This is a genomic window from Tunturiibacter gelidiferens, from assembly GCF_014201335.1.
GTDB lineage: Bacteria > Acidobacteriota > Terriglobia > Terriglobales > Acidobacteriaceae > Edaphobacter > Edaphobacter lichenicola_E.
On record NZ_JACHEB010000008.1, the window covers coordinates 207,194 to 224,834 of the forward strand.

General features: G+C 53.9%; 20 protein-coding genes and 1 tRNA gene. 6 read left to right on the forward strand and 15 right to left on the reverse strand.

What is annotated here, in order from left to right:
- Nucleotides 1-208: 208 nt before the first annotated feature.
- Together HDF14_RS17050 and lhgO are read right to left on the reverse strand one after the other, a co-directional pair.
- Nucleotides 209-433, reverse strand: coding sequence for a hypothetical protein (locus tag HDF14_RS17050; protein WP_183978955.1), 225 nt, complete (start codon nucleotides 431-433; stop codon nucleotides 209-211).
- Nucleotides 434-690: 257 nt separating this feature from the next.
- The gene (gene lhgO, locus HDF14_RS17055; RefSeq protein WP_260698343.1) at nucleotides 691-2,022 is read right to left on the reverse strand and encodes an L-2-hydroxyglutarate oxidase; all 1,332 of its coding nucleotides are present in this window, start codon (nucleotides 2,020-2,022) and stop codon (nucleotides 691-693) included.
- Between the two features lie 637 nt (nucleotides 2,023-2,659).
- On the opposite strand from lhgO, the gene HDF14_RS17060 reads away from it, so the two are divergent.
- Both HDF14_RS17060 and HDF14_RS17065 read left to right on the forward strand, forming a co-directional pair.
- On the forward strand, nucleotides 2,660-4,081 hold the full coding sequence (locus HDF14_RS17060; RefSeq protein WP_183978959.1) for a sigma-54 interaction domain-containing protein: 1,422 nt from the start codon (nucleotides 2,660-2,662) through the stop codon (nucleotides 4,079-4,081).
- Nucleotides 4,082-4,933: 852 nt separating this feature from the next.
- A complete protein-coding gene (locus tag HDF14_RS17065) occupies nucleotides 4,934-5,926 on the forward strand; it encodes a hypothetical protein (RefSeq protein WP_183978960.1) in 993 nt (330 codons plus the stop codon).
- A gap of 69 nt (nucleotides 5,927-5,995) precedes the next feature.
- Here the strand turns inward: HDF14_RS17065 and HDF14_RS17070 are convergent, their stop codons facing one another.
- Both HDF14_RS17070 and HDF14_RS27625 read right to left on the reverse strand, forming a co-directional pair.
- Complete coding sequence (locus HDF14_RS17070; protein WP_183978962.1) at nucleotides 5,996-6,226, reverse strand: hypothetical protein; 231 nt, start codon at nucleotides 6,224-6,226, stop codon at nucleotides 5,996-5,998.
- A 158-nt stretch (nucleotides 6,227-6,384) separates the two neighbouring features.
- A complete protein-coding gene (locus HDF14_RS27625) occupies nucleotides 6,385-6,507 on the reverse strand; it encodes an HNH endonuclease (protein WP_406707237.1) in 123 nt (40 codons plus the stop codon).
- Here HDF14_RS27625 and HDF14_RS26740 point away from each other — a divergent pair.
- A complete protein-coding gene (locus tag HDF14_RS26740; protein ID WP_260698344.1) occupies nucleotides 6,457-6,705 on the forward strand; it encodes a hypothetical protein in 249 nt (82 codons plus the stop codon). The two genes, HDF14_RS27625 and HDF14_RS26740, sit on opposite strands and share 51 nt — an antisense overlap.
- A 117-nt stretch (nucleotides 6,706-6,822) precedes the next feature.
- Here the strand turns inward: HDF14_RS26740 and HDF14_RS17080 are convergent, their stop codons facing one another.
- From HDF14_RS17080 to HDF14_RS17120, 9 genes are all read right to left on the reverse strand, one after another.
- The gene (locus HDF14_RS17080; RefSeq protein WP_183978973.1) at nucleotides 6,823-7,572 is read right to left on the reverse strand and encodes an HK97 family phage prohead protease; all 750 of its coding nucleotides are present in this window, start codon (nucleotides 7,570-7,572) and stop codon (nucleotides 6,823-6,825) included.
- A gap of 10 nt (nucleotides 7,573-7,582) precedes the next feature.
- Nucleotides 7,583-8,752: a phage major capsid protein gene (locus HDF14_RS17085; protein WP_183978975.1), complete on the reverse strand. Its 1,170-nt coding sequence runs from the start codon at nucleotides 8,750-8,752 to the stop codon at nucleotides 7,583-7,585.
- A 148-nt stretch (nucleotides 8,753-8,900) separates the two neighbouring features.
- Nucleotides 8,901-9,074, reverse strand: coding sequence for a hypothetical protein (locus HDF14_RS17090; protein ID WP_183978977.1), 174 nt, complete (start codon nucleotides 9,072-9,074; stop codon nucleotides 8,901-8,903).
- Nucleotides 9,071-9,328 (reverse strand): hypothetical protein, encoded by a 258-nt coding sequence (locus HDF14_RS17095; RefSeq protein WP_183978979.1) that lies wholly within the window; start codon nucleotides 9,326-9,328, stop codon nucleotides 9,071-9,073. The genes HDF14_RS17090 and HDF14_RS17095 overlap by 4 nt, the downstream gene beginning before the upstream one ends.
- A gap of 203 nt (nucleotides 9,329-9,531) precedes the next feature.
- On the reverse strand, nucleotides 9,532-9,747 hold the full coding sequence (locus tag HDF14_RS17100; RefSeq protein ID WP_183978981.1) for a hypothetical protein: 216 nt from the start codon (nucleotides 9,745-9,747) through the stop codon (nucleotides 9,532-9,534).
- Between the two features lie 30 nt (nucleotides 9,748-9,777).
- Entirely contained in the window at nucleotides 9,778-9,993 is a 216-nt protein-coding gene (locus HDF14_RS17105; RefSeq protein WP_183978983.1) for a hypothetical protein, read from the reverse strand.
- 26 nt (nucleotides 9,994-10,019) lie between these two features.
- Entirely contained in the window at nucleotides 10,020-11,765 is a 1,746-nt protein-coding gene (locus HDF14_RS17110) for a DUF5131 family protein (RefSeq protein ID WP_183978985.1), read from the reverse strand.
- Between the two features lie 31 nt (nucleotides 11,766-11,796).
- Nucleotides 11,797-12,669: a hypothetical protein gene (locus tag HDF14_RS17115; protein ID WP_183978986.1), complete on the reverse strand. Its 873-nt coding sequence runs from the start codon at nucleotides 12,667-12,669 to the stop codon at nucleotides 11,797-11,799.
- Between the two features lie 84 nt (nucleotides 12,670-12,753).
- A complete protein-coding gene (locus tag HDF14_RS17120; RefSeq protein WP_183978988.1) occupies nucleotides 12,754-12,948 on the reverse strand; it encodes a helix-turn-helix domain-containing protein in 195 nt (64 codons plus the stop codon).
- Nucleotides 12,949-13,114: 166 nt separating this feature from the next.
- On the opposite strand from HDF14_RS17120, the gene HDF14_RS17125 reads away from it, so the two are divergent.
- Nucleotides 13,115-14,386: a tyrosine-type recombinase/integrase gene (locus tag HDF14_RS17125; protein WP_183978990.1), complete on the forward strand. Its 1,272-nt coding sequence runs from the start codon at nucleotides 13,115-13,117 to the stop codon at nucleotides 14,384-14,386.
- A gap of 22 nt (nucleotides 14,387-14,408) precedes the next feature.
- On the opposite strand, the gene HDF14_RS17130 is transcribed toward HDF14_RS17125, so the two are convergent.
- Nucleotides 14,409-14,495 (reverse strand) — tRNA-Leu (locus HDF14_RS17130).
- 133 nt (nucleotides 14,496-14,628) lie between these two features.
- Between HDF14_RS17130 and HDF14_RS17135 the strand changes: the two genes are divergently transcribed.
- Together HDF14_RS17135 and HDF14_RS17140 are read left to right on the forward strand one after the other, a co-directional pair.
- Nucleotides 14,629-15,885 carry an ABC transporter permease gene (locus HDF14_RS17135; RefSeq protein WP_183978992.1) on the forward strand — a complete coding sequence of 419 codons (1,257 nt, stop codon included), beginning with the start codon at nucleotides 14,629-14,631 and terminating at the stop codon, nucleotides 15,883-15,885.
- 2 nt (nucleotides 15,886-15,887) lie between these two features.
- Nucleotides 15,888-17,144, forward strand: coding sequence for an ABC transporter permease (locus HDF14_RS17140; RefSeq protein WP_183978994.1), 1,257 nt, complete (start codon nucleotides 15,888-15,890; stop codon nucleotides 17,142-17,144).
- A 40-nt stretch (nucleotides 17,145-17,184) separates the two neighbouring features.
- Here HDF14_RS17140 and HDF14_RS17145 read toward each other — a convergent pair whose 3' ends face one another.
- The gene (locus HDF14_RS17145; RefSeq protein ID WP_183978996.1) at nucleotides 17,185-17,448 is read right to left on the reverse strand and encodes a hypothetical protein; all 264 of its coding nucleotides are present in this window, start codon (nucleotides 17,446-17,448) and stop codon (nucleotides 17,185-17,187) included.
- Between the last annotated feature and the right edge of the window lie 193 nt (nucleotides 17,449-17,641).

Below are 17,641 nucleotides of genomic sequence, written 5' to 3' on the forward strand. Positions count from 1 at the left end.
CCCTGTCACATCCGTCGAGGCAAAGTGTATTTTCTGGTGACGCAGGGCGTGTTCTGCGACTGGAAGGCGCGGAGAATTCAGCATCGGCCTAATAGCCAAAAAGCTTGTACAACTACGAAGATTCGCAGCGGACGTCTAGAAATTTGTCAGGTCCTTGGCGAAAAATCTTCTACAAAGCGTTTATAACCAAATAGCTAAAGGTAGTAGCTCAGATCGACTCATGCCCGACCGAAGTACCCGTAGCGGTCGGCGCCGCCTTAGCGGTGCTGACATTCAACGAATTGGTAATGATCGCAAGTTGCCCAGTTACAGCTCCAGCAGCGGTTGGATCTGACTGCAATTGCGACGCAAGTGTCTGATTAGGATCGAGCGTAACTGGGAAACTTTCACCAACCATCGTGAAGGCCGCTCCAGTGATCGCTACTGAGTCCACGGGCTATCCGATCTGGGAGGGGCATTATTGGACGAAGTGGGTTGCTCTGTATTTGATCTGGCCACCAGCAGGCTACTCATTTTCTCAACTCCAAAAGGGGCGCGCAGTAAACCAATTGACTATTAGTGGGCTGACTTTTTGGCTTTGGGAAACTGGCCATGCTTATGACAAAGTTAACGACCAAGGGAAGAACGAGATCTGAGTTGCACCAAAACGAGCACCTTCACAAAGCCTTGGGTACTAGTAGTCGGCCAGATTCAGATGTTCAGAGATCGCTGCGGAGTGCTCAAGTTAGTTCCGTGATGCCGGACAACTCTGTCCACGATGTACTTGCCTATTGCGAGTGACGCTGTAGCCGCCGGCGACGGGACATTGCACACGTGAACCATGCCATCCGTGTCAGCAAAATAAAAATCATCGATGAGTTTTCCGCTGCTACTCAGTGCCTGGGCCCTAACACCTGACGGCCCCACATGCAAGTCCGCCTCCTCGAGTTTAGGCATCAACCGTTGTAGCGACCGTACAAAGGCGGCTTTGCTCCAAGAACGGCGGTACTCCCCTAAAGAGGTTCTCCAGTGATTTGCAACCATGATCCAGAAACCTCCAAATCTGGCGTATTCAGACACATCAGTGAGATCAAATGAAGTCTTCAAGTAACCTTCACGTTTCATCGCCAATACAGCATTGGGGCCCGCTTCGATCCCTCCTCCGATGCGTCTGGTGAAGTGCACCCCGAGGAACGGAAACCTAGGATCTGGCACAGGATAGAGCAGTCCCCTAAGAAAGTGATGCTTATCAGGGGTCATCTCATAATATTCGCCACGAAATGGGACAATCGTCAGATCGAGCTTCGCTTGAACCATGCGACTGACACGATCACTTTGGAGACCTGCGCAATTTATTACCAGTTTTGCCTCGATTACACCCTGTGTGGTCTCAATTACTGAAATACCAGATAAACGTTTTAGAGCAGTAACTTCGTGTGATAGATGAATCTCACCGCCACGGGACGTAATCAACTCTCCATACTTCTCAGCCACTTTGGCATAGTCGACTATGCCGGTGGTCGGCACATGAATCCCGCGAACCCCCGCAGCGTACGGTTCAAATTCAATAATCTCGCTTGCGGTCAGCATCCGGAGGCCCTTTAAACCATTTTCGCTACCACGCCTGTACAGTTCATCAAGCCGCGGCAGTTCGCTTTCTGTGGTAGCAACAATCACTTTGCCACATATCTCGTATGGAACTGCGTTTTCCTGGCAAAAGCGCTGAAGCGCTTCCCCACCCTCCACACACAGCTTTGCCTTCAGGCTTCCTGGCTTGTAGTAAATTCCAGAGTGGATGACTCCACTGTTGTGACTTGTTTGATGACCCGCAACTATAGGTTCTTTTTCAAGAACGGCCAAGGTAATGCCGGGAAACCGACTGGTGAGTTCAAGCCCTGTCGCCAAGCCGACGATACCGGCACCGATGATTGCGACGTCAACTGAAGAAGCGATGGCGTTTTTCTCACTTTGATCAAAGCAATTCGAAAATGGATTCCGAGCGAGCCATCCATGAAGGGCGGACCGGAGATTTTTACTGCCCAAGCCTAAATATTCTCGAGGGCTCGGGTCAACATCCATTTTCACATGGGCCGAAATCAGGTGAGATCCATCTGTTCAATCTTCGGACTAATAATCCTAATGGTTACCTAAGAGCAAGCTGTAACCAGCTTGCTTTTTGCCGTTTTTTGATAAATTTCTGTCATTCTCATCCCGCTGTATGCAAATTATTGACTGTACACTACATAGCTATCTGTTTAGCCTCAACAGCTTAGGCCAACCGACACCCGTAATGCAAAGAAGTGTGAAATTTCGTTCCTATTTTTTTGTTTGACAGTATGGTGGGATACCGATAAATTCTGGGCACTTCAGGAGCCTTGGGTTGGAATTTGAGCTTGATCTCTGATCAAGTCAGGTAACCACCCGGGAATTACAGCCAGGAAGAAGCGAGATAATTTACTACCATTTTATTGCAATATTTTTCACTAGTTGAACTGTCAATCGCCAAATGGCCTTGTCCGCGAAATGTAGATTCTGCAAATGGTTCCCTCGGTACTCTAAAGGATTTGCTTTGCTCGCCGTGCATATGGAAGAGCGGATACTGGCTGTCATATCCTCACAGTCCATTTCTCGGCCAGTTCTGGGCCTGCCTACTGATTTCCATTCTGCGTTGAGGTTTCTCATGATCGATACCGTGAACATTTTAGCAATTAGTAAAGACGATGGCGTTTGTCACCGGATTCACAGTTCGCTTGAATCTGAGGGGTATAAGGCTACCTGTGTGAGCTCTCCTTTGGAGGCGCTCCACCTCTTGGACAGAGGATTGGTTGCGAATTTCCTCCTGATTCACGCGGCGAAGAATGACCCAAAAGACAGCCTCTTTGCTCCGATGCTTCTGCAAAACGTCGACAGCGAGAGGCTCGGCATACTATCCGAGGTGGGAGACACTTCGTGGACAAGCTATGCCACAAAATGGAACATACGCACTGTAATAAACATGCCTCTCATGAGGCATGACCTCGCAAAGCTAGTTGTCCGATCCCATAGCGAACCGGCAGTGCCAACCAGTTCCCTGATCAGTAGCTTCGGGAAGGCTGCCAAATACCATATGGAAGAACTGGACAACAATCGGTTCTTCTTAGCGGCGTCGCCAATCATGATGCAGCTTTACTCTGACGTCCGGGTGCTTGCACCGGTCGACATTCCCGTACTCATTCTTGGTGAAAGTGGGGTCGGCAAAGAAATCGTCGCTATGCTGCTGCATAAGTACCATGCGAACTCAGAAAAGAAACTGCTCAATATCAACTGCGCTGCGCTCCCCTCCGAGTTATTGGAAAGTGAACTTTTCGGTTATGAAGCCGGCGCCTTTACGGGCGCAACAAAGTCCAAGCCAGGCATGTTCGAACTGGCGAACAAGGGAACTCTACTCTTGGACGAAATCGGCGAAATGAGCCCGCAAATGCAAGCCAAATTACTTCATGTCCTACAGGACGGGTCGTTTTGCCGCTTAGGAGCGCGCGCTTCCTCTCGGGTAGATGTCCGCGTCCTCGCAGCCACCAATATCGATATGCCGAGCGCAATCGCCGAGAAACGCTTTCGCGAAGATCTTTACTACCGCCTCAATACCCTAACTATAACCGTTCCGTCACTCCGTGAACGCCGCGAAGAAATTCCTCTCCTTATGAAAGAGATGTTTAACAGAGGGGCAACGGAATTCGGGCAGCCGTTCATAGTTTCCGATCGAATCATTGAAGCTGCCCAGGAATATCACTGGCCAGGGAATCTTCGTGAGCTACGCAACTTCGTCACTCGCACTCTCATTTTGCGAGACGAGGAATCTGCCTACAATGATTTACGGACCAAGACTCGGTCCAAAGTACCCGCTTCTATAGAAGACACTCATGTGGAGGTTGCGATAAACAGACCGCCTGCTTCTTTGGGCATGAAAGGCGCAGTAAATGAAGTCAAAAATGAGACAGAGATCCGGATTCTCCAGGAAGCGTTGTCAGCGTCGGGATGGAATCGGAGAAGAGCTGCAGTGAACCTGAATATCAGCTACCGCACACTGCTCTACAAGATTCAGCAACATAGACTGACCGCATAGTCATCACGCAGGTGGGAAATAACTTTTCTGGGAGAGATATTACCACTGATCTTCTTCTCGAACGATCCACTTACTTGCATAGTTTGCTATAGCAGGACAATGTCCTGCTCGAATGAGCCGGGTGCAAACATCACGGTCCAACGCGATCCGATACGTCTCTCCGATGTTCCCGCTACTACCCTGATATACGGCAATGTAGAGCCTGATCCTTACCCGAGAAGCGAATGGCTAGGTCATGAGCTTCAGCGTTTCATTCTCCTGCCCGGACGTTCAAATTCAGTTGAAACCCATTTAGAACAAAATATTTAGTGGTGCCCGGAGGGGGACTTGAACCCCCACGACCTGATAAGGGTCTGCGGATTTTAAGTTTGCTACTGAGCGAAAAAACGATGAACTAGCGACTTCGGTTGCTAGTTCTTTTTTTTGTGTCACATATGCTGCAAATCACTCATTCATAGAGATTTGCACGTTGCGCGTCGTAAGGTTAATTAGCGCCTTCAGCTCGTGCAGATTTTCCGTTTTCTCCTTCTGTTCCGTCGTGACTGTAGCCCCAACTGTAGCCCGGTGTGTGCTCTCAGGACGCTCTCGCGACTCATTCCCACGTCGGGAAGCTCGGCGAGAGCACCTAGACGCTGCCAGACGAGTTGGCGAGCATCCCTGAGCCTTCGTCGATGAGGGTCCCCAACAACATAAAGAAATCTACTGAACTTCTTCGCTTTCAGGGATTTGGTAAGATTCCGCCACGTGACAAATCTACCTAGCACGGACGACTCAGGAAAGACTTGCTTTCAGTGTGGGTGCTCTAACGCCCTCACTCAGACTTATTGCGGCCATTGCGGTTCGCCGCTGGGATTGAAGGAATTTATCGCCGGAACTGTCGGTGTGGAGGTCGCCAAGGTGGTTCGTGACCGCGACATCCTCGAAACTGAGAGCGCAATCAAGGTGTTCGAACGCGCGTGGGGATGGGTCAAAATTGCTGGAGGCATAGCCGCGGTGCTCCTCGCCATTGTGGGCGGTGGAATTTTCTGGCAAGTTTCTGATTGGCGCTCCGGCGTAGAGAAAGCAAAAGAATCCGTAGCAGACAGCGCAAGCACAGCAAGCAAACAGATCAGCGCTACCTCGACAGAGTCGATTAGTGAGATAAGAAGGACGTCGAAAAATGCAACCGAGGCGAGCCAGAGCGCTGCGCAAAATGCGTCGCAGCTGTCCGGTGAATTACAAGCGACTGCAACTCACACAAAATCGGAGCTTGCTAGTGAAGCTCTCGCAGTCAAGAAGGAGGTTGCAAGCTCGCGAGCGGAGTTGGCCGCGGCGGAACAACTACAGCCTGAGTTCCAGACAATGCGCACCCAACTGAGTAATGCCACTGAAGCGATCGCCGCTCAACAGAAGGTTCTTTCTAACTCCGAGGAATTTGCGAAGCAGATTTTCAGCTCTCATACGACCGAGCTTTTCTATTTCGATCAATTCATTAAAACGAAGTCGGTTGTTTTGCCTCCTGCGGAGGGTAAGGGTCTGACCCTCGTGTACTTACTGCTTCCGAGTGCCCCGATTCCCGGGACAGTGCAGTTGCAGTGGAATATATTCCTTCAGTTACCAGACACATACAACATCATTCACAATCTCATAATTTTTCGGTGGGGAGATCCGCCAGACACCCTAAAACAAAAACCCGTCAGCGTATCTTATTTCCCGGATGGCAGCGACAAAGAGATCATTACGTCTCTTTCAGAGCACGATGGCAGGGCTTTCGCAGACGACCAGCCCCTACCCAAATTCGGACAGTTCGATCCAGAATTTAAAGGCAATAAGTGGATACCTATACTGACTCCGAAACCTCAGTGATAGCTGCTTTGATAATTCAAACGGTAGCAATTGTCGAGCGAGGCGATTATTGCAGTTTATCGAGGTGATTTACATCGACTGAAGCCGAATTGACTTTACGTGTTTGCGCAGCAGAGTGGATAGCGCATCAGCATCGGCGACGGATGTCGAAGGATGAAGATCGAGCATCAACAAAATGTTGTGGCAGTTTCCGAGGCTTAGTTTTTTTCCCGTGGGATCGTGGGCCCATATCGAAAACGTGCCATCTTCGTGGTCGGAGGTCTGAAAGTAAGCTTCTGTCGTGCAGTGTGTGTCACTCATTCGAGCCATTAAACCATAACGACTGTGGTTGGCGAGGTTGCAGACAGGGCGATCAGGTCGCAAACATAGAAAAGCGGCCTACGGTGTCAGTCCGTAAACCGCTCTGCCCTCTCGCACTCTCACTCTCGCCGTGAGTATGCGCCTAGACGCTCAGCTTTTCAATGTAGGTTTTCGCGCATCGTTTTCTTCGAGTGACATCGATTGCAGCGGGTTCGATAGTTGTCGAGGTCGTGTCTCAGATCAGGCCGCTCTTCAATCGGAGCGTCGTGGTCGCCGTGCAGGTGCGTCTCTCCGCGTTGATGGTTGCGCCGCAGCTCATCGAGGATAACGGCGACCGGTGGTTCGTCGAGACCGTACTCGCGACTGTCCTTCACGATTGCTGGCTCCCAGCCACAGTCGACGCAGCGCCAGCCGTCACGCTGAAAGCACTGAACGCGAAGACTGTTGTGAACCTTGTCGTAACCACGACGATGCGCTGACTGTCTCTCCGGTCGTTGCTTGCGCTCCGTCTGACACTGACTGCAACGCGAGCCACTCACAGCGACGCGACCGCATCCGGTGGAACAAGAGCGTGACGGTAGACGCATCGGCTCACCCTAGACGACGACTAGCTTTTTCAACTCCATCGCGAAAGTTTTTAAATCATTCAGGTCGGCGGCGTCGGATCTCGCCGCGACACATCCTTCGCAGTCGACACACTCGGCGCACTCATCGGAGCAGTCTTCGCAGTTGCCAGCGACGCAATCATCGCAAGAGCAAGCGCAATCGGCGTCTTTCTTCAGAAGCCGTTTCAACTCGATATCGATACCGTGTAAGGCTGAGGCCACTTCCGGTTCCGTCGCATCATGGATGGTCCTCAATACATGCTGCACGTCGCCGAGTGTCTTAATGGAAGTGATCTGTGCTCTCGGCGCGGCGGGCACCGGGACACAGGATAGCTCTAACAGGTGAACTTCCTTGAGCACCCTCACTCCGTCGTTGCGATATTCAACCTTGTCGCCCTTGGGTTGAAGGAAGCCGATTGAAATGCCACGACAAGCGCCGCCCTTAATTAGAACCAGAGCGTCCCTAGCAGCCTCCACTTCTAAGAACAGTTGCCCCTTCACAGCAAGGCCAGGACCGCTATCTTCAATATGAGCGACTCCGAGGGGTGATCGGGAATCGTGGCACCAAAGTAACGGATATCCCTGCGGCGGCTGCTGCCGGATCGACTGAGCGAAGGCACCTTTTTGGACCACGTCATTTTGATAATCTGGCGGATCACCATATGGAGACGCGATGCCGACAAAACTGCCTTCGTCAGATACGCCGCCCTTGATGCGCCAAGAGAAGTCGAGAGTGTCCATCGGTTCTCCTTTACGAAATCGGACTCGATGTTAGAGAACCCGTGACAAACGCATTCGGCCTGTAGGTGCACAGCACGGTTCTTTCTTCGCAAAGCAGAGTGACGGCGTTGCGCACGAAGTTGTCGCGATCCTCGAAACTCAATTCGACTGTAGCGTCGAGACGATCGATCAACTCAGCCGACTCACTACTACCTGCAAGGAAGGTTCCCGCTACCATCGCCGTTGTGCTGATGACTGGCTTGCCCCAGAGCGTCAACGCGGATGCGGTGCCCCCCGGGGAACCGACGATGTACTCGCCTAGTGTGGACTTAATGAGTTCAATATTTGCCACGTCGCTAGGGTTGAGACAGAAGAAGCCAGCGGGAGTCTCATCGGCGAGTTCAACCTGCTCCAGAGCACGGCGCAAAATATCCAGTCGAGTCCATGAGCTGGTGAGCAGTCCGGTGTTGAACACTGCCGCCTGCGGAATAAGGCCGAAGAGGTTGTTGCCTGTAGAGTCCCCGGCCAAAATCTGCAACTCCTCACGATAACGTAGCCCAAACAGAAGCTTCGCCTTAATAAAATCTGCAAGTGCTGGAGCATCGTCTAGCGCCTGACGAGACATTCCAAGCCAGTGCGAGAGGGTCTGTACTGGAAGACTCACGGTCGTGTAGGTGGCGGTCGTCTCAGCCTTCAGCGAACCTTCACCAGCTTGCGGACTCGCGGCGTTCACGAAGGTCGCTTCCTTGATGAAGTACACCTGATTGGTCGTGGTCTTGTTGCCCCGATAGAGAAGGTCACGAAGGAACAATCGCCGCTGCGCAATCGGCACGATCCCGCCGACGAGCTGCGGCTGGAGAACTCCCGGCGTGCCGGTCATGCCGACGGTCGTAAGAAGTTTGCGCTGCATCGGGATCTGATTCAGGTCGCCCAGGCGAATGACGGCGCGACCCTTGCCGTTCGATACAACTCTCTTCAGCTCGTCGGACTCATCGAGAGCCTTTTGCAGAAGGTCTTCACTGCTGAAGTCGGAGCCGATCCGGGGGGTCAGGCTGAGGTCGATGGCGTCGAGCTGGACCTGCTGCTGGCGTTGCTGCGCGCTCATTGATTTCTGCTGCTCGCTCAATGTTTTCTGCTGCGAGACGATGGATTCGACGGATCCTTTGATGCCGTCGAGGACACTTTTCATTTCAATTTCCATTTGGAGACACTCCTATCAGGGGCCGTTGGCCTCTGGCTGTTCGGTTTTTTGCAAGCGCCAATGGCTGCCTGCGTAGCCTGCTCCGTGCCGGTGGAATCCCGAGTGCCGTGCTGCGCTGCTCGAATCCGAGCGGGAGTGTCTAAGGCCATTATGCACTTACTTCGGGAGCAGCAGGAACAATATCGTCCCGCTGCCCGTCGTCGGTTGCTGGTGAGGTCTCGCGCTGCTGTGCTGCGTCGAGCCGGATGAGGGTTTGAACATCGACCTTCAGAGCGGCGGCGCGTCGCTTCAGCCGGTTCCATCGCAGAACGTTTGTTCTCATTGCACGATGCCGCCGCCTTGCTGGCGCATTCTCAAAATCTCAAGTTCCGCTTGGTGGCTTTCGACCAACTTCGTCAGCACGGCAATCCTGACGTTTTGCTCTGCGATGGTCACGTCCTGCTGCGCGATCTTGGCGTCGGCGAGTGCGAAGAGCCGTTGCAACTTCGCTTGGCCGGTAATTAAGCTTGAGAGTGTGTCGCCAAGTTCAATTTTCATTTCGTCGGTTAGTTCGATGCTCACTGTTTCGTCGGCCATGATGGTTTTCTCCTCTGGTAAAAAGTCGTTAGGGTTGCCGCATGTTCACAAAAAACTTCAAAACCTGCGAAATCGTATGGACGACTTACGCGTGGTCTCGGGTCGGAGGCTGTAGAGATTCGTCTATACGCTACCCCCTCCAGCGTTGCGAGCTGTGCGTATCGCTTTCCTCGTGGCGTACGCAGTGGCAACGCTCAGTGGCTCTAGGTGCGGTCGACATCGTTGTCAGCATAGAGACGCCTCGCTTCAGCCAGCATCATCTCTCTCAGCTCTTGGGCGACGATCATCGCTCGTGCCTTCGCCCACGACTCGCGCAGTTCTGCGACGCGGACCTTGCCTTCCTCTGTGAAGTCACCTTCGCAGAGTAGGTCGATCATCTTGTCGATCTGCACTTCAAACGGTTCCGCTTGTCGTTTCATTGAGTGCGCTCCTTGCGTGTTGCTACCCAGTCAAGCCAAGTCGTCGAACTCGATGGCGAACTTCTCATCCTCGACACGCAACTCCTCTTGCAACATCAAGATCTTCAACTGAAGCCGCTCACGACGCTCGCGCACGACGTCCCAACATCTCTGCATGGTCACGAGTCGCTCCAAGTTTTCTGGTGATCGCGCATCCTGTCTCAACTCATCGAACAGGCTTGCCATGATCTGTTCTGCGGTCTTCATCGCAGTCCACCTCCGTCGCGTCTTCGTTATGGCTGTGTTGATGCTACCTCTACGACTCTGGCTTTCAGGTAGTGGAACGGGGATGGAGCTACGGCTGGCTCAGACTCTGCGAAGCCCGGATAATCTCGAAGTCGCGCCAGATTCAAATTGTCTTTGTGATAGACAGCACAGCCAGCAGTCATCGCCTGACTCGTCATGTCGAGCACCCACTTACGCGGCGGCTTCCACTCTGGCGTCTGTGACGAAGAGCTGGCACCGCCGATCACGACCCACTGAAAGATGCTGAAGTCGAGCGTTATCGGCTCGATGAACGGTTCTATCGAAACCCACTTCACTGTGGCATCGGCCTCGCGCATGGCTTTCTCGGCTGCTGGTACACGAGCCTGCAAGTCGATACTCGTTCCCGGCCAAGCGTTCTCAGGAAACGTGAACTCTTTAAGTCGCTGCGGAAACTTTGTGAGTAGCAGAAAGTTCCACTCAGGAGTCTCACGCATGATCGAGAACACAGTCTCAATCCACTCAGACGGAACCCAATTGCCGAACAGGTCTGCCATCGAGCAGGTGAAGATGTTTTTCCAACCGAGATCGATTGCGGCTTCTTTCGGTGGCACTCCGTTCAAAGGCGCAGACAACGCAGTCGGCACGATGGACGGCTCAAACTTCTGCGTGTAGAAGCGTTCAGCGATGTCTCGCGCATAACAGTACGGGCAATTGTGAAGACACCCGGTAATCGGGTTCCAACTCCACCGCGCCCACTCTATCGAAGTGCCGTCCTGCTTATTCAACTTCGCTTTATCGTTGCGCGTGTTGAGCAGAAGCTTCTGCTCTGACTTGCTCAGAGAGTTCCACTCGGCGAGAGTGACGGCTCGCTTCAACTTGCTGGCCTTATGCTCTGCCTCCTGTTGCGCCTTCGTCTGAGCGCTGAGCAACTCCTCACGATGAGCGTAGACAGCGACCGAATCCCACGGCCCATGCTCAGCGAGCCAGCTCTCGAACTGTGCGAGGTAGTCTTTACCTGCGAAGCCGTCACGCAGATCGGCGCGGCATCGTTCGATGGTGCGAATCAGCTTCGTCGTTATCTCGTCGATGTTTTCACCTTCCGCCAGCATCGTCTGAAGCGTCGCCAGCGGGAACAACTTTTCGTAGCCTCGTGGTGCCTTCAGGCTGCGGACGGCGGCGACAGCTTCAGAGGTCTGCGCAACTGTCCACGATTCTCCGATCATTCGTTTCACCAGCGGTGGCCAGCATGTTTCAGGTGCAGCGTGAATCGTTGACAGATGAGTGCATTTATCCGTCAACTCAGCTAACTTCGCCATCAATGGCGAACTTGCGACACGAGCTGCCAGCACCTCATTGTTGACTGACTTCTCTGGCCTGCCGACCTGTTCCGCGTAAGCCGAGATGCTGCGACCGTTGTGCTTTCCTTTCTCTGTCGCGCCAAGTGCATGAATGCCACGTTCTAACGGTGACAACTCGCCTTGCGCGTTCGAGAGAATCAACTCCATAAACGCGGCTTCATCATCCATATCTCTGACCCATGCAGGTATCGATTGAAACCCAGCCAGACCAGCCGCTTCCGTTCTGTTGTGACCGCTCACGATCTGGTAGTGACCATTCACGGGACGCACTGTGATCGCATGACGAGTATCGAAACCGCCAGCCTGAAGCTGTTTAGCAATGGCGTCAATCACGTCATCACGCTTGACCACGCGGGGATTGTTTGGGTGAGGCTTCAGCTCGGTGAGCGCAAGTAAGACGGGTTGATCAGTCATTGTTAGTTATCCTTGTCTTCGAGTTGCAGATTCATCGCGCCACCGCCGAGAACGGTTTCATGAACTCACGAGCCACAGTCGGTTTCTTCGATGGGCGGTCGTAGTTGCCGCCGAGGATCTTGTCAATGTTGTCGTCATTCTCGATGAGAAAGTCGAAGTTGACGCGCCACCCGTTGTTGTTGTCGCCCAGACAATAAGGCGTCGTGTGAATTTTCTCGATAGCTTCTTTGAACTTCGTCGGCGTCAGACCACTACTGATTCGTGTCTTAAGTTTTGCCTTGCGACTTTTGCTGATGGGGAGAATCACCTTTGCGAGCGTGCCGCGCTCTTGGTTCCAGAAGTTTACATAGTCGTCGGGTGTTAGCTTTCGCTTCTCAGGTGATTTCAAAATGAGCGGTGTCTCGTCGACGATTTGCGTCGACAGTGCCGAAGGCACAAGAGAGTTTGTTTTTGTATTTGGCTCTGGCTCTGGCTCTGGCTCTGGCTCTGGCTCTGGTCCCGCGCCCGCGCGCGGAAGGCTGCCATTTCGACTGTTTGTCTCGACATTTGGACTGTTTGTCTCGACACGACCTTCAACGATGAAGGTGCGACCGGATCGGGTGAGCTTCTTTTTTACAGCCTCGTCGGCATGTTCGTGCCAGTCGTGAATCAAGAGTCTGTGAGTGACACTTCGGTCAAGCCAACCCGTTTTTACGAGACCGTCGATCAGAACATCCTCGTTGCCGCGATAGTCGACCGACATCGCAATGCTTTCGTTCGACAGCTTGCCGATGTCGCCTCGGGGCGTCTCTTTTGCGGCTGTGTGCCAGAGCAGTTCTAACAGCCCGACTGCCTGATAGAGCGGCAAGTCGAGCAGACGGCACAGCCGTTTCATCTTCGAATTGGAAGGTGCCTCACGCTTCATGAGAAGGCACCGTGTGGTACGGTAATCGCATCCATTGGTTTCTCCGTGCTAAAAAAGGGGTCGAGCGTCGAGCCGCTCGGCCTCTTACTTTTTGTTGCCGAGCACGGTCGACACCCAGCTCCTCAAAATCAGGATTCGACCTCCCAATCGGACGTGCGGAATCTCCCCGCGCTTGATGGCTTCGTAGATGGCACCGCGAGAAATAGCTTGGACGCCGAGCTTCTCGTGAAGCTCTCGAATGGTGACGGTCTCTGCCTCAGTCTGTGCTTTTGCATTCATTGCGTACCTCGCTATTCACGTGATAGCCTTCTCGTCATTGCGTGTCAAGTCGTTTGTAATCAACAACTTATTACACGTTGCGCGTTGTGCAGATTTGCGAGTTGAAAAGAGAGCACTTACGCGGAGCAATATAATTCGCGTCGTAGCAGCGGAGGAAACAACAAAAATGAGCAAGCGACGAGGGAACAGAGAGGGAAGTATCCGTAAACGAGCCGATGGTAAGGGCTGGATTGGCGCAGTCATGCTCGGTCACGACCCGAGCGGCAAGGCGATCAGAGTGTTCTTCAAGCGACAACGACGCGACGAGGTTGTCGAAGCGATCAAAGACGCGGTGAAGAATATCTCGCTCGGCACGTCGAGCAATTCAAAACGATTGACCGTTAGTCAACACATAGCGCGATGGCTCGACGTTCAGGTGAAGCCCAACAAGTCGCCCAACTCTTATCGCGGGTATGAGCAGACGAGTCGCATGTATATCGTCCCGATGCTCGGCGCGATGCAGCTCGATCAGTTGAATGTTCCAACGATTCAAGAGTGGATGAAAAAAATGAGCGAGCTGTCGCCGACGAAGCGACACGCGCAGAGTGGTCACGGCAGAGAGAAGCCGACGATTGAGCGTCTCAGTCCGACATCGATCAAGCGTGCTCACGCGACGCTGAGAACAGCGCTCTCGACGGCAGTGAAGTGGGGTCTCATCTCGACCAATCCAGCGAGAGGTGCGACGCCGCCAAAGCAGATCAAATATGACGCGTCTCCTCTGACAGCTCAAGAGGCGATTGACTACATGAAGACGCGAGTCGGAGACCGCTATGAGGCGACTGCTGTGCTCGCTCTTGGTGTCGGTCTGCGCAAGGGCGAAGTCATCGCTCTCAAGTGGGATGAGAATGTCACGTGGCTCAATGAAGAGCACACCGCAGCTCAGCTCAACGTCACGCAGAGTCGATCACGCGTGAAAGGAGAGGGCGTCAAGCTCCTCGACGTCAAGACGAAAAGCTCACGTCGAAAGATTGCGCTGCCATCGTTCTGCGTCGCAGCGCTCGAACGTCGTCGAGTGATTCAAGAGCAAGAGCGACTCAACGCTGGAAAGAAATGGCAAGACACCGGCTTCGTCTTCACGTCTCGCGACGGTGCTGCGGTTGCGCCTGAAAGAATCAACACAGATCACGACGAAGCTCTTCGCGTTGCGAAGATTCGCCACGTTCGCTTTCACGATCTGCGTCACACTGCTGCGACGCTGCTGCACGCGAACGGAGTCAATCTCTCGATGATTCAAGAGATGCTCGGGCATTCGAGCGCTCAGATCACTGCTGAGTTCTATGCTCACGTCGTCGCGGGGCAGCGTAACGAGGCGAGCAACGTCATGCAGCGACTCTTGGGTGCAGAGTCGCCAACTGTAGTCCCAACTGTAGCCCCACGAGCTTCGACTACAGTTCACTGATGCCGTAAGTTACTGATTTGATTGGTGCCCGGAGGGGGACTTGAACCCCCACGAGATTGCTCTCTGCGAATTTTAAGTCCGCTGTGTCTGCCGATTTCACCATCCGGGCTCGCGCGAGATTACACCCGCCTGCACCATCTTAACGCATTCTTCAAAACTCCCCCTGCAAAGGAACATCTGCGAGCATTTCTACGTATCTTCCGAACGAAGCTCGCATTTTATTCCGGGGTCGATCTCCAGCTATGCCTCTCCAGGAAATTCTGATACAAACGCTGTCTGCCCTCTGGGACACTAAACTCCGCAGCTTCCTGACGATGTTCGGCATCGCCTGGGGAATCACTTCGGTGATCCTTCTCGTCGGCCTCGGCATCGGGTTTAACGTCGATCAGAAAGAGCACCTCCGGACCATCGGGACCGACATCGCCATCATCTTCGGAGGAAAGACTGGAGCCCAGGCCGGAGGATACGCGGCCGGCCGCGACATCTACCTCACCATCGATGACGCCATCGCCATCCAGCAACAGGCCTCGCTGGTCAAAACGGTAAGCCCCGAACTGCGCCGCAGCGTCTCCGAAGTCAGCCAGTGGAACGCAGCTAACCGTGCAGTTCGCGGAGTATGGCCGCAGTATCAGCAATTCCGTTCGCTCGCCGTCGAGCAGGGACGCCTCATGACCGATCAGGACGAAGCCGAAGGAGCGCGCGTCATCCTCCTCGGCGCTGAAGCAAACCGGCAGCTCTTCCCCGGTAAAGCAGTCATCGGACAACCACTGATGGTAAGCGGCTACCAGTACACCGTCGTCGGAGTCCTCGCGAAAAAGAAACAAAATGGCAGTTACGGCAGCGGTCCCGACAACACGCAACTCTTCACCACGTACTCCGCCATGGCCCGCGACTTCCCACCCACCGAAGGTCCCGGAGTCATCCGAGGATACGTCAACAACATCGTAGTCCAACCTATATCGCCCGAGCTGCACGAAAAAGCACTAGCCCAAGTCTCCAGAATCATAGCCGAGCGCCATCACTATAATCCCGATGACAAAGAAGCCCTCTGGGTTTGGGATACCCTTGAAGGCTCGAAGTTCACCGAGCGCATCTTCAGCGTCATGACCTTCTTCTTCGGAGCAGTAGCTCTCCTCACCCTCGCTCTCGGAGGCATCGGCGTCATGAACATCATGTTGGTCGCAGTCACCGAACGCACCCGCGAAATCGGCGTTCGAAAAGCGCTCGGTGCCACCGCTATCGATATAAAACGCCAATTCCTTGTCGAGTCCTCAATCATCACACTGGTAAGCGGGTTCGCGGGCTTGGCGCTAGGAGTTGGCGTCTGCATCGTGATGCGGTACATCCCACTGCCTGACTTCGTTCCGCACCCAGTAATCTCTCCGTTGGCCATTGCTGCATCGCTCACCACTCTTGCAGCCATCACCGTCTTCGCAGGAATGTATCCCGCATTGCGTGCCGCCAACCTTAGTCCTATGGAATGCCTGAGGACAGAGTAGAGATGAACCTGCGTGAAATCATTCGCCAAAGCTTCGACTCACTCCTCCGCAATCGCCTCCGCTCGGGTCTCACCATGCTCGGCATCATCTGGGGACTCGTAACGGTAGTCCTTCTGCTCAGCTACGGCAAGAGCCTCGGCGAAGGCGTGCTCAACGGCTTCATGGGCCTTGGTGACAACGTCATCATGATATGGGGAGGCCAAACCAGCATGCAGGCCGGCGGCGAGCGATCCGGCAAAAAAGTAAAGTTCCTCGACGGCGATACAGAAGCCGTACGCGAAGCAGTTCCCTTCCTCAAAGCCGTCAGCTCCGAGACCGACGACGGCTTCAGCTTCAAATACGGCCCGAAAGTCGTCAACATCCAGAGCAAAGCCATCGACTTCCCGTACGGCGGCATGCGCAGACTCAACATCGATCAAGGCCGCTACTTCGAAGCTGCCGACTTCACCGATCATCGCCAGGTCGTCATCTTCGGGCCACACGCCGCCCAAAAACTCTTCAACGGTTACCCCCCCGTCGGCGAGTCCGTCGAGATTGAAGGCCACGTCTTTCAAGTCATAGGCGTCCTCAAAAATAAAATTCAGGACTCCTCCAACAACGGCCCCGACAACGAGAACGCCTTCGTGCCATTCGACATGATGCGCCTTCTCCGCAACGAACGCGACCCAGGAAGCATCGTCTTCCAACCCAGCGCGCCTGAACTCCACCTCAAGGCCCTGCAAGCCGTACGCGCCGTTCTTGCCCAGCGACACCACTTCGATCCCAAGGACGACAAAGCCGTCCCCACCTGGGATACAGTAGCCGACTCGGCCGAGATCATGCAGTTCAGCACCGCGCTCGATCTTCTTCTCGGCATCATCGGTGCCATGACGCTCGGCGTCGGCGGTGTCGGCGTCATGAACATCATGCTTGTCTCAGTCACCGAGCGCACACGCGAGATCGGCCTCCTGAAAGCACTCGGGGCCCGCCGCAAAGACATCCTCACGCAGTTTCTACTCGAGAGCCTGACCCTGACCTTTCTCGCAGGCATCATCGGGATGGTTGTAGCCGTTATCGTCGCGTATCTCATCCCACCGATGCCGCTTTACTCCGACATCTACAAGACCGCCAACCACGAAGGCGACATCATCCTTCGCGCATCACCCACCATCATGCTCGTCTCGTTCGCCATCCTCGCTGCAGTCGGCGTCATCTCCGGGCTTCTCCCCGCAGTGCGCGCCTCACGCATGGACCCCGTCGTAGCTCTGAGACACGAATGACCTCAACGATCACTGCACAATCACGATCGCTGCCAAAACGTCAGTTCGCCAGTCGATACCGAATTGTCTGATCTTCAAGAAAATACTCTGCTGAGCAATCCGAAGCCCCGCAGATCATAGCCTCGAGCCCAGCACACTGTTGTCTCGTAATCAATCCCAGCGAGCCGCACGACGGGCACGCAAGCACCGCCCAGTAAGGGTTATCCGCCTTCCCCAAGTCACCCGCCTGCTCCAGCAGAAACAACGTACCCGGCTGCATCTGCTCCGGGATCCACACTTCAAGAAGATTTAGTTCCGCTACCATGCTTGCCTCTTCTTCCAACGGTTGTCTGCATTCACTCACGTTCTAGCGCCAATGCTGATCACTTAGGCTGCGGAAGAGACCTCCTGGATGACTTTGTGCCTGGTCGCCCATGCACTACTTCTGGTGCAAAGAATAACGGATTTCCCGTCTCTGTCAATCCCACATTTTGCACACACAAGATGCGAGCAAGGTT

Coding starts and splice junctions, on each gene's coding strand:
- HDF14_RS17080 (WP_183978973.1), bottom strand. CDS start 7,572: ATGGACACTCTCGACTTCTCTTGGCGCATCAAGGGCGGCGTATCTGAC.
- HDF14_RS17140 (WP_183978994.1), top strand. CDS start 15,888: ATGAACCTGCGTGAAATCATTCGCCAAAGCTTCGACTCACTCCTCCGC.
- HDF14_RS17115 (WP_183978986.1), bottom strand. CDS start 12,669: ATGAAGCGTGAGGCACCTTCCAATTCGAAGATGAAACGGCTGTGCCGT.
- HDF14_RS17060 (WP_183978959.1), top strand. CDS start 2,660: ATGATCGATACCGTGAACATTTTAGCAATTAGTAAAGACGATGGCGTT.
- HDF14_RS17085 (WP_183978975.1), bottom strand. CDS start 8,752: ATGGAAATTGAAATGAAAAGTGTCCTCGACGGCATCAAAGGATCCGTC.
- HDF14_RS17145 (WP_183978996.1), bottom strand. CDS start 17,448: ATGGTAGCGGAACTAAATCTTCTTGAAGTGTGGATCCCGGAGCAGATG.
- HDF14_RS17100 (WP_183978981.1), bottom strand. CDS start 9,747: ATGAAACGACAAGCGGAACCGTTTGAAGTGCAGATCGACAAGATGATC.
- HDF14_RS17090 (WP_183978977.1), bottom strand. CDS start 9,074: ATGAGAACAAACGTTCTGCGATGGAACCGGCTGAAGCGACGCGCCGCC.
- HDF14_RS17095 (WP_183978979.1), bottom strand. CDS start 9,328: ATGGCCGACGAAACAGTGAGCATCGAACTAACCGACGAAATGAAAATT.
- HDF14_RS17105 (WP_183978983.1), bottom strand. CDS start 9,993: ATGAAGACCGCAGAACAGATCATGGCAAGCCTGTTCGATGAGTTGAGA.
- HDF14_RS17110 (WP_183978985.1), bottom strand. CDS start 11,765: ATGACTGATCAACCCGTCTTACTTGCGCTCACCGAGCTGAAGCCTCAC.
- HDF14_RS17135 (WP_183978992.1), top strand. CDS start 14,629: ATGCCTCTCCAGGAAATTCTGATACAAACGCTGTCTGCCCTCTGGGAC.
- HDF14_RS17125 (WP_183978990.1), top strand. CDS start 13,115: ATGAGCAAGCGACGAGGGAACAGAGAGGGAAGTATCCGTAAACGAGCC.
- HDF14_RS17070 (WP_183978962.1), bottom strand. CDS start 6,226: ATGAGTGACACACACTGCACGACAGAAGCTTACTTTCAGACCTCCGAC.
- HDF14_RS17120 (WP_183978988.1), bottom strand. CDS start 12,948: ATGAATGCAAAAGCACAGACTGAGGCAGAGACCGTCACCATTCGAGAG.